The sequence below is a fragment of the Kitasatospora sp. NPDC088783 genome (genome assembly GCF_044750705.1).
GTDB classification, from domain to species: domain Bacteria; phylum Actinomycetota; class Actinomycetes; order Streptomycetales; family Streptomycetaceae; genus Kitasatospora; species Kitasatospora fiedleri.
This window is the reverse complement of record NZ_JBIVKJ010000001.1, coordinates 40,304-52,058: the sequence shown is the minus strand read 5'-3', so window position 1 is coordinate 52,058 and position 11,755 is coordinate 40,304. Positions and strand designations below refer to the sequence as shown.

Below are 11,755 nucleotides of genomic sequence, written 5' to 3'. Positions count from 1 at the left end.
ACGGTTTTCATCACCATGAGTTCATGGCCGAGATGAAAATCATTGCCGAATCTTGACCTGCCGCCGGGCACTCCCGCGGGCCGGTCAGCGCAGCACGGTCAGCGCAGGGCGGTGCCGCCGCCGCGCGCGAGGAGCGCCAGGTCGGCGCGGGTGGGCAGGGACTCCCAGTCGCCGTGGCCGCCGACGCAGAAGGCTCCGGCGGTGACGCCCCGGGCGAGGCGGTCCTCCGTCGGCAGTCCGTCGAGCGCGGCGGAGAGGTAGCCGGCGACGAAGGCGTCGCCCGCGCCGATGCTGTCGGCCACCGCGACCGGCAGGGCGGCCAGCGAGCGGCTGCCGTCGGGGGTGTGCGCGTGCGCCCCGGCCGCTCCGGCGGTGACGACCACCTCGGCCGCGCCCCGGGCCAGCAGGTCGGGGACGGGGTCGGCGGCGGGGGTGAGCAGGTCGAGTTCGTCCTCGGAGGCGAAGACGGTGTGCACCCACGGCAGCAGTTCGCGCAGCACGGCGGCGGCCTCGCCCCGACTCCACAGCCGGGCACGGTAGTTGACGTCGAGGGTGACCCGGGCTCCGGCGGCCCGGGCGGTGCGGGCGGCGGCCAGGGTCGCGGCCCGGGCGGTGGCGGACAGCGCCGGGGTGATGCCGGTGAGGTGCACCAGTTCGGGGGCGCAGGAGGTGACGGCGGCGGCGGTCTCGGCGGCGGTGAGGGTGGACCCGGCGGAGCCGGTGCGGTGGTAGCTGACCCGGGTGGTGTCGTGCGCGGCCCGGTCGAAGGCGATGAAGCCGGTGGGCGCCCCGGGCGCGGTGCGGGCGTACCGCAGGCCGACGCCTTCGGCCCGCAGGGTGCGCAGGACGAGTTCGCCGGGCTGGTCGGCGCCGACCGCGCCGAGCCAGTGCGCCTCGTGGCCGAGCCGGGCCAGGCCGATGGCGACGTTGCTCTCCGAGCCGGCGACGGAGAGTTGGGCGGGGCCGCCGAGCCGCAGCGGGGCGGCGGTGCGCAGGGCGGCCATGGTCTCGCCGACGGCCAGCACGCCGCTCATCGGGCCGCCGCCGGGGTGTCGCGGTGCCCGACGGCCCGCAGCAGGCGGGCGGCGCGTTCGGCGAGGGCGGTGAGGCTGCCGCCGCGTCCGGCGTCGCCGAGCAGCGGCGAGCCGACGCCGACGGCGCGGGCGCCGGCCGCGAGGTAGCGGGGCGCGGCGGCGGCGTCGATGCCGCCGATGGCGATCAGCGGGGCGTGCGGCAGCGAGGCGAGCAGGTCGCGCAGGTAGCCGGGGCCGTGGGTGGCGGCGGGGAAGACCTTGACCGCGGTGGCGCCGGCGTCGAGCGCGGCGAGGACCTCGGTGGGGGTGAGCGCGCCGCACAGCAGCGGCAGGCCGAGGGCGGTGCTGCGGGGCGCGCCGGGGGTGAGGCCGGGGGTGACGGTGAACGAGGCGCCGGCAGTGGCGGCCAGTTCGGCGTGCTCGGCGGTGAGGACGGTGCCCGCGCCGATCAGGACGTCCGGCGGGCTGTCGGCCCGGGCGCGGGCGATGGCGTCCAGCGCGCCCGGGGTGGTGAGCGAGACCTCCAGCGCGGTGACCCCGGCCCCGGCCAGGGTGCGGATGCAGGCGACGGCGAGGTCGGGGGTGTCGGCGCGGACGACGGCCAGGACCTTGCGGTCCGTGAGTTCGGTCAGCAGGTCCACGGGTTCCTCCGGTGGTCAGGGGGTTTCTCGTACCCCGGTGAGCGTGGATACTACTTTCAACATACGCAAGTGCCAAGCCATAATGCGGATGATCCAACTTTGGGAGCTCCCTTGCGCATCACCGATGTGAAGACCTTCATCCTCAAACAGCCCACCGGACCGTCCGGCCCCACCGACGGCGCGGTGGGGGACGACGACCCCGGTTACTTCACCCGCCCGCCGTGGCGCAGCCTCTACTCCGCCCGGATGGAGACGCTGCTGGTCCGCCTCACCACCGACGACGGCCAGCAGGGCTGGGGCGAGGCGCTCGCCCCCGTCGCCCCCGAGGTGGTCGGCGCGATCGTCGACCGGATGCTCGGCCCCTGGCTGACCGGCCGCGACCCGCGCGCCGTCCGGCCGCTCTGGGACGGCATGCGCGACCTGATGCGCGAACGCGGCCACCTGACCGGCCACCAGGCCGACGCGATGGCCGCCCTCGACATCGCCCTGTGGGACCTGCTCGGCCGCACCACCGGCCTGTCGGTCGCCCAACTCCTCGGCGGCGCCCACCGCACCGAGATCCCCGCGTACGTCTCCGGGCTGGCCGAACCCACCGACGAGCGCCGTGCCGCCCTCGCCGCCCGGCTCGCCGTCGAGGGCGCCACCACGATCAAGCTGGCGGCCGGCCAGGGCGTGGAGGCCGACCTGGCCACCTACGACGCGGTGGCCGCCGCCGCGCCCGGCGTCCGGATCGCCCTGGACGCGCACTGGGTCTACTCGCTGGCCGACGCGCTGCGTCTGGGCCGCGAACTCGACCGGCGCGGCGCGCTGTTCTTCGAGGCCCCGCTCGCCCCGGAGGACATCGAGGGCCACCGCGAACTGGCTGGCCGGATCGCCACCCCCGTCGCCGTCGGCGAGTGCCTGCGCAACCGCTACGAGTTCCGCGACTGGATCACCCGCCGCGCGCTGTCCGTCGCCCAGCCCGACGTGGCCCGCACCGGCCTCACCGAGGCCACCGCGATCGCCGCGCTGGCCGACGCCCACCACGTGCCGGTGGCCCACCACCACTCGGTGGGCCTCGGGGTCGCGCTGGCCGCCGGACTGCACGCCTCCGCCGCCACCGCCGACTGCCCGTTCTTCGAGTACCAGCCCACCCCGCTGCCCTACGCGCAGCGCGTCCTGCGCACCCCGATCACCGCCGGACCGGCCGGTTTCACCCTGCCCGAGGGCCCCGGCCTGGGCATCGAGGTCGACACCGAGACCGTCGAACGACTCGCCGAGGAGAGCTGACCGTTGTCCCCCACCCGCACCCCCACCGGGCTCGTCCCCATCCTCGCCACCCCGTTCGACGACACCGGCGCGCTCGACCTGTTCTCGCTGCGCACCCTGGTCGAGTTCCAACTCGCCGCCGGCGCCGACGGGCTGGCCGTCTTCGGCATGGCCAGCGAGGGCTTCGCGCTCACCGCCGAGGAGCGCCGCGCCGTCCTGCGCGAGGTCCGCACCGTGGCCGGTCCGGACGTCCCGCTGGTCGCGGGCGTCAACGGCACCGGCACGGTGGTCGCCGTCGAGCAGGCCCGGCTCGCCGCCGACGGCGGCGCCGACCAGCTGATGGTGCTGCCGCCGTTCCTCGCCAAGCCGAACCGCCGGCAGGTCATCGACTTCTACGGCGCGCTCGCCGCCGCCACCGACGCCTCGGTGATGGTGCAGGACGCGCCCGGCGTCACCGGCGTCGCCATCGACGCCGCCGCGATCGGCGTGCTGGCCACCGTCCCCGGCATCACCTCGGTCAAGGTGGAGGCCCCGCCCACGCCGGTGAAGATGGCCGCCGTGGCCGCCGCCGCCGGGCCGGGCTTCGCGGTCCTCGGCGGGCTCAACGCGGCGGCGCTGTGCGAGGAGTACGCCAACGGCAGCGTCGGCACCATGCCCGCCTGCGAATTCACCGACCTGCTGCGCCCGGTCCTGGACGACCTGGCCGCCGGGCGCACCGCCGCCGCCCGGGCCGGGTTCACCCGGCTGCTGCCGCTGATCCACCTCGGCATGCGGCCCGGGCAGGCGTGGGCGGTGCACAAGGAGGTGCTGCGCCGGCGCGGGGTGATCGCCTCCGCCGCCGTCCGGCTGCCCGCCCAGGACCTGGACCCGCTGACCGCCCGCGCCCTGGACGACGTGCTGGCCGACCTGGAACTGGCGCCCGCCACCGGCCGGGTGCCCGCCGGGCGGCGGGAGGGCGCCGAGCCGGGGAACGCCGGGCCGCAGCGCGCCGGACGGGCGGGCGTCCGGTGAGCCGGGCCGTGCTGCTGATCGGCAGCTCCTCCCCGATCGGACGGGCGATCACCGAGGTCTTCACCCGCGGCGGGGACCGGGTGGTCGGGGTCAGCGTCGAGCCCGACCCCGACCCGGCGCTCGCCGACTCCCTGGTGCTGGACGCCGGCACCGCCGAGGGCGCGGACCGGGCGGTGGCCCGCACCGTCGACCTGCTCGGCGGCCTGGACGTGCTGGTCCTCGCGGCGGCCGTGATGGCGCCCGGCCGGGCGCACGAGATCGGTCCCGAGCAGTGGCGCGCCGCGCTCGACAACACCCTGGACACCGCGTTCTTCCCGGCCGCCGCCGCGCTGCGGGTGCTGCCCCCGGGCGGGGCGGTCGTCGCGGTCGGCTCGGTGAACGCGACGCTGGCCGCGCCGTGGCTGCCCGGGTACGCGGCGGCCAAGGCGGGCGTCGAGGGGCTGGTGCGCCAACTCGCCCTGGACTACGGGCCGCGCGGGGTGCGGGTCAGCGCGGTGGCGCCCGGGATGATCGGCAACGAGCACCTCCCGCACGTCGCCGACGGCTACCCGCTGGGTCGGGTCGGCCGCCCCGAGGAGGTCGCCCACGCGGTGCACTTCCTGGCCGGCGCGACCTTCGTCACCGGCGTGGTCCTCCCGGTCGACGGCGGCCTGTCCGTGGCCTCACCCGCCGCCTTCCTCCGCCCCGACCTGCGCGCCCGCCTCTACGACGGCGCCTGACCCCCGCCCCGGTGCCCCGCCCGCTCGCCCGTCACGAGCCGGCGGGGCCCCGCCGACACCGCCGTCCCCAGCAGCGGCCCTCCGCCTCCGAACGCTCCGCGACATCTCCCCCGTCCGCCCCCGGCGCCCCGCGCTGCGGCGGACCCGCCGTCCCCAGCAGCGGCCCCCGACCGCCGGACGCCCCACGGCACTTCCCCCCTTCCGCCCCCGACGCCCCGCGCAGCGGCACTCCCCCGCCTCAGCCCCCGGCCGGGAGCACCGCCCGGCGCGCCGCGGGGCCGCCGACGCCGACGTCCAGGGTGTACGTCCAGCCGGAGGCCTCCTCGCCGGCGACGGCGGCGGTGGTGATCACCAGGTGCGGGCCGACGAAGGCGCAGGCGGTGGGGCGGGAGCAGGGCAGTTCCACCCGGCGCAGTTCGGTGCCGTCGGGGGCGAGCCGGACCACGGCCGCGGCGTCCCACAGCGCCACCCAGAGGCAGCCCTCGTGGTCGACGGCCAGGCCGTCGGGCAGGCCCTGCGGGACGGGCAGCGGGGGGCCGCCGGGCCGGGGCGGGGCGGTCGGGTCGGACGGGTCGGTGCGCAGCCGGTGGACGAGGCGGCGGCCGGTGTCGACCACGTACGCCCGGGTGCCGTCGGGGCTCCAGCCGATGCCGTTGGCGGCGAGCATGCCGTCGAGCAGGACGGCGGGCGTCCCGTCGGGTCCGAGCCGGTGCAGGCGGGCGACGGGTTCGAGCGGGCGGCGGTGGCCGATCGAGCCGACCCAGAGGCGGCCGTGCGGGTCGACGGCGCCGTCGTTGAGCCGGGCCGGGCCGGGGTCGGCCTCCAGCTGCGCGACGACCGGGGCGGCGGCGGGCGGGGTGCCGGGCCGCCAGTGGACGACCGCGCCGCCGAGCGCCACCAGCCAGTCCGCGCCGTCCCCGGCCCGCACCGCGCAGCCGGTCTCGCCGGGGAACTCGGCCAGCAGCACGGGCGCGCCCAGCGGCTCGTCCGCGTCGGGGCGGGCGTCGGCCCGCCAGAGGCGTCCGGCCACCAGGTCGACCCAGCTCAGGGTGGCGGTGGCGGCGTCCGGCCGGGGGCACTCGCCGAGGCGGGTGCGGGGCAGGGCGGTGCGCCGCAGCGGCGGGTTCACCGCGCGGGCTCCGCGGTGGCGGCCGGCAGCCGGGGCTGGGGGGCGCGGGTGACGGAGAAGCCGAGGCCGACGGAGAGTTCGTCGGCGGCCTCGATCACGGTGAGCGCCCACTCCTGCTGCCGGTGGGGCAGGTCGAGTTCGGAGAGCGGGCCGCTCAGCGACAGCGCCGCGACCACGTTCCCGGCGCGGCCGCGGATGGGGGCGGCGACGCAGGCCCGGCCGAAGGCGAGTTCCTCGACCTCGGTGGCGCAGCCGCGGCTGCGGACCTCGGCCAGCGCGGTGTGCATCGCGGCGAGGTCGGTGAGGGTGTGGGGGGTGTAGCCGTCGGCCCGGCCGGCCGCGTAGTAGGCGTCGACGTAGTCCGGGTCGAGGTCGGCGAGGACGGCCTTGCCCATGCCGGTGGCGTGCAGCGGGGCGGTGCGCCCGGCCATGGTGAAGTTCTTCGGGGAGCGGGCGCCCTCGAAGTTGCACAGGTAGAACAGCTGGTCGTCGCGGAACTCGGCGAGGTTGACGCCGAGCCCGGTGCTCTGCGCGAGGTTCTGGGCGAGCTGCCGGGCGGCGCGGAACAGCGGGGAGCTGTTGAGGGCGACGGAGCCGAGCGTCACCGAGGTCGGGCCGAGCCGGTAGAGCCCGGTGCGGGCGTCCTGGACGACGAAGCCCAGCCGGTCGAGCGAGGCGACCATCCGGGAGACGGTGGACTGGCCCAGTCCGGTGCGGGCGCAGAGTTCGGAGATGCGCAGTTCGCTGTCCTCGTCGGAGAAGCAGAGCAGCAGCGACATGGCGCGTTCGACGGCCTGGGTGCCGGCCCCGGATTCGGTGGTCATGGCCCTCCTCGGTCGGGCGCGGCCGCTCCGGCCGCGCCATCGGCTATCCACAAGTTGCAACACGCTTGCATATCATGCGTACCACTGAGGTGCCACCGCGGCCCCGTGACCAGCGGCGGCTGCCCCGCCGCCCGGAGGGGCGGCGGGGCAGGTCGGCGCGGGGGCGGTTCAGGGGCGGCTCAGGGATTCTGGGCGAGGATGTCCTCGACCTTCTTGCGCAGGTCGTTCAGGCCGCTCTGCACCTGGCTCTGCCCGGCCAGGATCGCGGCGACGCCGTCGCCGATCGCGGTGTCGATCTGGGCGTAGGCGGCGAGCCGGTCCCAGGCCGCGGCCCGCGAGTGGTCGGCGATCTCGGTGCGGAACAGGGTCTGGAAGGTGTCCTGGGCCAGGCCCGGGACCTGGGCGGCGACGGTGGCGTCGGCGGGGGCCAGGGCGGACTGCTGGTACAGCGCGGTGGCGGCGGCCAGGTCGCCCGCGACGTAGGCGATGAAGTCCTTGCTGGTCTTCTCGCCCTTGCCGGAGCTGCAGAACAGGCCGCTGCCCCAGAACCGGTTGAAGGACGGCGCTCCCCCGGCCTGCGGCCGCTGCAACGGGCGGACGGCGGAGGCCAGTTCGGCGCTGCCGCCGTTGGTGGTGACGAACTTCCGGGCCAGCGGCGCGTCGTCGTACAGCACCGCCTGGCCCCGGGCGAACAGGATGCGCGCGTCTCCGCGGGCCACCCCGGACTTGGTCAGCCCGGCGTCCTGGAGCTGCTTGTACCAGGTGACGGCGGCGACCGACTCGGCGTCACCGATGGTGACCTTGCGGTCGTCGGTGACCACCGGGCTGCCCCAGCCCCACATCCAGTGGACGGCGTCCTTCAGATCGGGGTTCTTGGTGACGGCGGCGTACGGGATGAGCTTGGCGTCCTGCTTCTTGATCCGCTCCAGGGCGGCGGCGAACTCCTCCACGCCCAGCCCGGCCCGCAGGCCGACCTCGTCGGCGATCCGGCCGTCGGCGACCAGGCCGATGCCGGAGGCGTTGACCGGCAGGTAGTGCAGCTTGCCGTCGATCCGCAGCGAGTCGGTGATCCGGCTGGGCAGGCTCATCCCGGCGGCCAGGTCGGAGACGTCGGCGAGGATGCCGGTGGGCACCAGCACCTGCCAGGGCCCGGCCTGGCCGACGCCGGCGAAGTCGCCGGATCTCGCGGCCAGCGCCAGCTGGGTGGACGCCTGGTCGTACGGGTAGATCACCGGCTTGACGCTCCGGCCGGACTTCCTCTGCCAGCCGTCGACGGCGGCCTGCCAGGCGGCCTTCTGCGACTCCTCCCCGAGGACGTTGTTGTAGAAGTTGATGGTGCCGATCTCGGTGGCGCCGCCGGCCGCGGACTTGGCGGGGGCGGGCGTCGAGCAGCCGGTCAGGCCGGCGGCGCCGAGGACGCCGAGCGCGCCGAGGCCGGCGAGCAGGCCGCGGCGGGACAGCGGCCGGTGGGTGTCGGGGGTGAAGGACATCGCTGCTCCTGGGGAACGGGGGGCGAGGGTGGGCGGGCGGGCGGTCAGCCCTTGACGGCCCCGGCGGCGAGGCCGGAGACGAAGTAGCGCTGCAGGGCGACGAAGGCGACGGCCAGCGGCAGCGAGGTCACCACGGAGGAGGCCATCAGGGCCGGCCAGTCGGCGGCGCCCTCGTGGATGAAGGCCGTGGTCAGGCCGACCGGCAGGGTCTGCCGGTCGGGCCCGGCCAGGGTGAGGGCGAACAGCAGGTCGCTCCAGGCCCGCATGAAGGCGAACATCCCGGCGGTGACCAGGCCCGGGGTGATCAGCGGGAAGACGATCCGGAACAGGATCGCGGTGTTCGACAGGCCGTCGACCCGGCCGGCCTCGATGAGTTCGTCCGGCAGGCCGTCGATGATGCCCTTGAGCAGGAACGCGGACAGCGGCAGCGTGAAGGTGGTGAACGCCAGCACCACCGCGGTGTAGGTGTGCAGCAGTCCGACCGCGCTGAACATCAGGTACAGCGTGACCAGCAGCAGGGCACCGGGCAGGAGTTGGCCCAGCAGGAACATCACCATGATGGCGTTGCGGCCGCGGTAGCGGAACTTGGAGAGCGAGTACGCCATCAGGCCGGAGACCAGCACCGAGACCGCGGCGGTGGCGGTGGAGACCACCGCGGAGTTGCCGAGGGCGTGCAGCAGGGCCGGGTCGTCGAAGAACGCGCGGAAGTTCTCCAGTGTCGGGTGGACCGGGAACAGCGGGCGGTCGGCGGCGAAGACGTCGCCGCGGCGCATGAACGCGGTGGCGAAGAGCCAGTAGACCGGCAGCAGTCCGAACAGGGCGAGGGCGGTGAGGGCGATCCGGCCCCACGGGCCGAGGGCCGGGGCGGTGATGCCCTCGCCGACCTGGCGGGCGGCGCGGCGGGCGGCCCGGCGGGCGGGCTTGCGGGCGGGCGTGCCGGGGGAACGGGGGGCGAGCAGGGCCATCAGCGGGATTCCAGTTTCTTGTCCAGCAGGAAGTAGCCCGCGCACACCACGGACAGGGACACCAGCCACAGCACGCCCATCGCGGCGGCTCGGCCGAGCGAGAACTCGGTGAAGGCGTAGCGGTAGAGGCTGACGGCGAGGGTCATGGTGGAGGTGCCGGGGCCGCCGCCGGTCATCACGAAGATCATGTCGAAGGACCCGAAGTTGTAGATGAACTCCAGCATCGCGACCAGGGCGACCGGCCCGGCCAGGTGCGGCAGCGAGACGTGCCGGAAGCGCTGGGCGCGGGTGGCGCCGTCCAGGGCGGCGGCCTCCAGCTGCTCGCGCGGCAGGGACTGCAGGGCGGCGAGCGCGACCACCATCACCCAGGGGAAGGAGTTCCAGGTCTTGGCGGCCACGACGGCGAGCATCGCGGTGGCCGGGCGGCCGAGGAAGTCGACCTGGGGCAGGCCCAGGCCGGACAGCAGGTGGTCCAGGACGCCGTAGCTGTCGTTGAAGATCCAGGCCCACAGGAAGGAGACCACCACGCCGGGCAGCAGCCACGGCAGCATCAGCGCGCCGCGCAGCAGGCCGCGCCCGCGCAGCCGGGCGTTGAGCAGGACGGCGAGGGCGAGGCCGACGGCGAGCGGGAAGAGCGTGGCCAGGCCGGAGAAGACCAGGGTGGTGCCGAGCCGGTCCACGAAGTCGGGCCAGACGGCGGTGTAGTTGTCCAGGCCGACGAACCTGCGCTCGGGCCGGATCAGGGACTGGTCGTAGAAGCTCGTCGCGATGCCGGCCAGCAGCGGGTAGACGGCCACCACGAGGAACAGCGTGAGCGCGGGCGCGGCCAGCATGAAGCCGAAGGTGCGGTCCCGGGCGCCCGCCGACCGGGGCCGCGCGGCGGGGCGGGGGGTGGGGTCCGCGGTCCGGACGGGCGGGGGTTCGGTGGTTATCGCCATGTTCACTCCTCATACTGTGACGACACGTCACCGTATCCCGGAATACACATCCATTAAATGGATGTCAGATTTACTATATGAATCCGTTGCCTGGCGGGGCGGCGGGAGGTCGGGGGTGCCGCCGCCCCGCCCGGGCGCCGGCTCAGCCGAGGGCGGTGACCGTCAGATCGGAGGCGGTGAACGCCTGCTGGTAGCCCTTGAGCCCGATCCGACCGGTGCCGAAGGCGAAGTCGTCCTTGGCGAGCTTGCGCACCCCGTCCACGTAGCCGGTCAGGGTGTTGTCCTCCACCGTCAGCTTCAGCCGGTACGCCGTCCCGGGCGTGCTGGCCGCCGGGGCGGTGGCCAGCACGGTGGAGACGCCGTCCGCCTTGCGCACCAGCGCGACCTGCTGCTTGGCGGGCAGCAGTTGCAGGTAGTAGTAGTTCTGGTCGTCCTTGGCGCGGGCCATCAGCCCGGCCCCTTGGCCGGCGCCGTCGAGCGTGACGGTCGCCTCCACCGCGACGTTGGTCCAGTCCGGCGCGAACGGGAGGGTGTTGGGCGGCTGCGGGTCGGTGACGGGCTGTCCGAGCAGGGCGATCGCGTCGCCCTGCGCCGAGGGGTGGCGCAGGCCGTGGCCGGTCCCGGCCGGGACGGTGGTCCAGGTCGAACCGGGCTTCTTCCACCAGCGGGCCGCTCCGTCGGCGAAGTCCTCCGCGACGGTGGTGAACGCGTCCGGCAGCGGCGTCGGGTCGTCCACCGGCGGGACCTGTCCGTCGGGCGCGTAGTAGGCGACCCGGTCCACCCGGTAGGTGCCGAAGCTGGTCCCGACCGGGACGTCCGCGCCGATGTAGGCGGGCGTGGTCAGCACCGCCGAGATCCAGATCGACATCGGCGAGTTGTAGGACGCCGCCGGGTAGCTCGCGGTGCCCGGCATCGGGTCCCGGACCGGGTTCGGCACGGTGCCGATCGGCGTGCCGTCCAGCACGTACGTCAGCGCGGTGGGCGTGTAGTAGAGGCCGTAGCGGTGCTGCTCGTTCCACAGCGGCGTGCCGTCGGCCTTCTTCCAGGGGAAGCGCGGCTTGAACTCGGAGTTCTTGATGTCGTTGCCGGAGGTGTTGTTGTTCCAGGTGATGACGCCGCCGTCGAGCTTGGTGGTGGCGGGGACGGTGCCGTGCGGGGCCACCGACTGGACCTCGAACACGTCGAGTTCGGTGAACGGCCGGTCGTACACCGGACGGCCCTCGGCACCGTCCCACAGCTGGGTCCAGAACGCCGGGTGCCAGCCGGGGGTCAACTGCGGGAGGGTCGCGGTGATCTCGTAGTACCCGTAGCCGAAGCGCTGCCTGGAGGAGATGCCGCCGCCGCGGAAGCCGTCCTTCCCGGCCGAGGCGCTCACCCGCTTCATGTCGATGTTCAGCTCGCCACCGCTCACCGAGACGTTGGAGTCGTTCGACCAGGAGGTCTGGCGGACGTTCCACTTCGCGGGGTCGAGCGCGGTGCCGTCGAAGTCGTCCGCGAAAACCTGCCGCAGGCAGGGCAGCGGGTAGCTCACGCCGGCGGGGTCGGCGCAGGGCGCGCCGGTCGCACCGGCCGTCGCGGCGGCCGGGCCGACCGCGGTGAGCAGGCCGAGGGCGGTGGCGAGGCCGACCGTTCCGGCGAGGGTGCGGCGACGCAGGCGCGTGACAGGGCCAGCAGTCATGGGGGACCGCCTTTCGAACTGGTGGGTGGTGGCTCATATCGTGGCTAGCTCATCCGCTTTTAGCAATAGGCATGCAAC

The 11,755-nt window shown here is 75.0% G+C and carries 11 protein-coding genes; 3 read left to right on the top strand and 8 right to left on the bottom strand.

Annotated features, from left to right (window positions below; all coding sequences use genetic code 11):
• Window positions 1-98 precede the first annotated feature (98 nt).
• Window positions 99-1,034, bottom strand: a complete 936-nt coding sequence (locus tag ACIP60_RS00210) for a sugar kinase (protein WP_400678575.1) — start codon at window positions 1,032-1,034, stop codon at window positions 99-101.
• Complete coding sequence (locus tag ACIP60_RS00205) at window positions 1,031-1,675, bottom strand: bifunctional 4-hydroxy-2-oxoglutarate aldolase/2-dehydro-3-deoxy-phosphogluconate aldolase (RefSeq protein WP_400678573.1); 645 nt, start codon at window positions 1,673-1,675, stop codon at window positions 1,031-1,033. Before ACIP60_RS00205 ends, ACIP60_RS00210 begins: the two co-directional genes overlap by 4 nt.
• 111 nt (window positions 1,676-1,786) lie before the next feature.
• On the opposite strand from ACIP60_RS00205, the gene ACIP60_RS00200 reads away from it, so the two are divergent.
• The 3 genes from ACIP60_RS00200 to ACIP60_RS00190 are packed head-to-tail and all read left to right on the top strand — an operon-like array spanning window position 1,787 to window position 4,653.
• Complete coding sequence (locus tag ACIP60_RS00200; RefSeq protein ID WP_400678571.1) at window positions 1,787-2,944, top strand: mandelate racemase/muconate lactonizing enzyme family protein; 1,158 nt, start codon at window positions 1,787-1,789, stop codon at window positions 2,942-2,944.
• A gap of 3 nt (window positions 2,945-2,947) precedes the next feature.
• On the top strand, window positions 2,948-3,934 hold the full coding sequence (locus tag ACIP60_RS00195) for a dihydrodipicolinate synthase family protein (RefSeq protein ID WP_400678569.1): 987 nt from the start codon (window positions 2,948-2,950) through the stop codon (window positions 3,932-3,934).
• Window positions 3,931-4,653, top strand: a complete 723-nt coding sequence (locus ACIP60_RS00190; RefSeq protein ID WP_111555290.1) for an SDR family NAD(P)-dependent oxidoreductase — start codon at window positions 3,931-3,933, stop codon at window positions 4,651-4,653. Before ACIP60_RS00195 ends, ACIP60_RS00190 begins: the two co-directional genes overlap by 4 nt.
• A gap of 238 nt (window positions 4,654-4,891) precedes the next feature.
• Here ACIP60_RS00190 and ACIP60_RS00185 read toward each other — a convergent pair whose 3' ends face one another.
• The 6 genes from ACIP60_RS00185 to ACIP60_RS00160 all read right to left on the bottom strand — a co-directional run bounded on the left by ACIP60_RS00185 (window position 4,892) and on the right by ACIP60_RS00160 (window position 11,677).
• Window positions 4,892-5,782: an SMP-30/gluconolactonase/LRE family protein gene (locus ACIP60_RS00185; RefSeq protein ID WP_400678568.1), complete on the bottom strand. Its 891-nt coding sequence runs from the start codon at window positions 5,780-5,782 to the stop codon at window positions 4,892-4,894.
• Window positions 5,779-6,606, bottom strand: a complete 828-nt coding sequence (locus ACIP60_RS00180) for an IclR family transcriptional regulator (protein ID WP_282203086.1) — start codon at window positions 6,604-6,606, stop codon at window positions 5,779-5,781. Before ACIP60_RS00180 ends, ACIP60_RS00185 begins: the two co-directional genes overlap by 4 nt.
• Window positions 6,607-6,785: 179 nt before the next feature.
• Window positions 6,786-8,096, bottom strand: coding sequence for an ABC transporter substrate-binding protein (locus ACIP60_RS00175; RefSeq protein WP_400678566.1), 1,311 nt, complete (start codon window positions 8,094-8,096; stop codon window positions 6,786-6,788).
• Window positions 8,097-8,140: 44 nt separating this feature from the next.
• A complete protein-coding gene (locus ACIP60_RS00170; protein WP_400678565.1) occupies window positions 8,141-9,061 on the bottom strand; it encodes a carbohydrate ABC transporter permease in 921 nt (306 codons plus the stop codon).
• Complete coding sequence (locus tag ACIP60_RS00165) at window positions 9,061-9,999, bottom strand: carbohydrate ABC transporter permease (protein ID WP_400678563.1); 939 nt, start codon at window positions 9,997-9,999, stop codon at window positions 9,061-9,063. The genes ACIP60_RS00170 and ACIP60_RS00165 overlap by 1 nt, the downstream gene beginning before the upstream one ends.
• A 142-nt stretch (window positions 10,000-10,141) precedes the next feature.
• Entirely contained in the window at window positions 10,142-11,677 is a 1,536-nt protein-coding gene (locus ACIP60_RS00160) for a family 16 glycosylhydrolase (protein WP_400678562.1), read from the bottom strand.
• Between the last annotated feature and the right edge of the window lie 78 nt (window positions 11,678-11,755).

Coding starts and splice junctions, on each gene's coding strand:
- ACIP60_RS00210 (WP_400678575.1), bottom strand. CDS start 1,034: ATGAGCGGCGTGCTGGCCGTCGGCGAGACCATGGCCGCCCTGCGCACC.
- ACIP60_RS00180 (WP_282203086.1), bottom strand. CDS start 6,606: ATGACCACCGAATCCGGGGCCGGCACCCAGGCCGTCGAACGCGCCATG.
- ACIP60_RS00175 (WP_400678566.1), bottom strand. CDS start 8,096: ATGTCCTTCACCCCCGACACCCACCGGCCGCTGTCCCGCCGCGGCCTG.
- ACIP60_RS00170 (WP_400678565.1), bottom strand. CDS start 9,061: ATGGCCCTGCTCGCCCCCCGTTCCCCCGGCACGCCCGCCCGCAAGCCC.
- ACIP60_RS00165 (WP_400678563.1), bottom strand. CDS start 9,999: ATGGCGATAACCACCGAACCCCCGCCCGTCCGGACCGCGGACCCCACC.
- ACIP60_RS00160 (WP_400678562.1), bottom strand. CDS start 11,677: ATGACTGCTGGCCCTGTCACGCGCCTGCGTCGCCGCACCCTCGCCGGA.